This is a genomic window from Phenylobacterium sp. (genome assembly GCF_030645195.1).
Classification (GTDB): Bacteria; Pseudomonadota; Alphaproteobacteria; order Caulobacterales; family Caulobacteraceae; genus Phenylobacterium.
This window is the reverse complement of record NZ_JAUSLW010000205.1, coordinates 1-1,534: the sequence shown is the minus strand read 5'-3', so window position 1 is coordinate 1,534 and position 1,534 is coordinate 1. Positions and strand designations below refer to the sequence as shown.

The window sequence follows — 1,534 nt, the reverse complement described above, 5'->3', positions numbered from 1 at the left end:
GATGCTGATCCCGGAAGTCATCGGCTTCCGCGTCACCGGCGCCATGCCGGAAGGCGCGACGGCCACCGACCTGGTGCTCACCGTCACCCAGATGCTGCGCAAGAAGGGCGTGGTGGGCAAGTTCGTGGAATTCTACGGTCCCGGCCTCGCCGGCCTGACCCTAGAAGACCAGGCCACCATCGCCAACATGGCCCCGGAATACGGCGCCACCTGCGGCTTCTTCCCGGTGACCAAGGCCACCATCGACTACCTCACCGCCACCGGCCGTGAGCCCCACCGGGTCGCCCTGGTGGAAGCCTACGCCAAGGCCCAGGGCCTGTGGTTCGAGCCCGGCGACGCCGATCCCGAATTCACCGACACCCTGGACCTCGATCTGGGCACGGTGCTGCCGTCCCTGGCCGGCCCCAAGCGTCCCCAGGACCGCGTCCTGCTCTCCGAGGCCGCGGCCGAGTTCAAGTCGGCCCTGGGCAAGGAGTTCGGCAAGGCCGATCCGGAAAGCGCCGAACAGCGCATCCCCGTGGCCGGCGAGAAGTTCGACGTCGGCAACGGCGACGTGGTCATCGCGGCCATCACCTCCTGCACCAACACCTCCAACCCCTCGGTGCTGATCGCCGCGGGCCTGGTGGCCAAGAAGGCCATCGAAAAGGGCCTGAAGGTGAAGCCCTGGGTGAAGACCTCGCTGGCCCCCGGTTCGCAGGTGGTCACCGACTATCTGAAGAGCGCGGGCCTCACCAAGAGCCTCGACGCGCTGGGCTTCAACCTGGTGGGCTACGGCTGCACCACCTGCATCGGCAACTCCGGCCCCCTGCCGGAAGCCATCTCCGAGGCGGTGCAGAAGGGTGACCTGGTCGCCTGCTCGGTGCTCTCGGGCAACCGCAACTTCGAAGGCCGGGTGAACCCCGACGTTCGGGCCAACTACCTGGCCTCGCCGCCGCTGGTGGTGGCCTACGCCCTGGCCGGTTCGATGAACATCGACCTGGCCACCGAGCCGCTCGGCGAAGGCAAGGACGGCAAGCCGGTCTATCTGAAGGACATCTGGCCGACCTCCGAGGAGATCGCCACCCTGCAGCGCAAGCACGTCACCCAGAAGATGTTCGCCACCCGCTATTCCGACGTCTTCAAGGGCGACAAGAACTGGCAGGGCATCAAGGTGGCCGGCGGCCAGACCTACGCCTGGGACATGGGCTCCACCTATGTGCAGAACCCGCCCTACTTCCAGGACATGAAGATGGAGCCGGCCCCGGTGACCGACATCGTCGAGGCGCGGGTTCTCTCCGTGTTCGGCGACTCGATCACCACCGACCACATCTCGCCGGCCGGTTCGATCAAGGCCACCTCTCCGGCCGGTGTCTATCTGCGCGAGCACCAGGTGCCGACCACGGAGTTCAACTCCTACGGCGCCCGCCGCGGCAACCACGAGATCATGATGCGCGGCACCTTCGCCAACATCCGGATCCGCAACAAGATCACCCCGGACATCGAAGGCGGGGTCACCAAGCACTTCCCCTCCGGCGACGTCATGGCGATCTATGAC

General features: G+C 66.7%; 1 protein-coding gene. It reads left to right on the top strand.

Annotation, left to right across the window (positions count from 1 at the left end):
- Positions 1–1,534 (top strand): aconitate hydratase AcnA (acnA, locus tag Q7T09_RS18900; protein ID WP_304701751.1); only part of this gene is annotated, 1,534 nt, incomplete at both ends.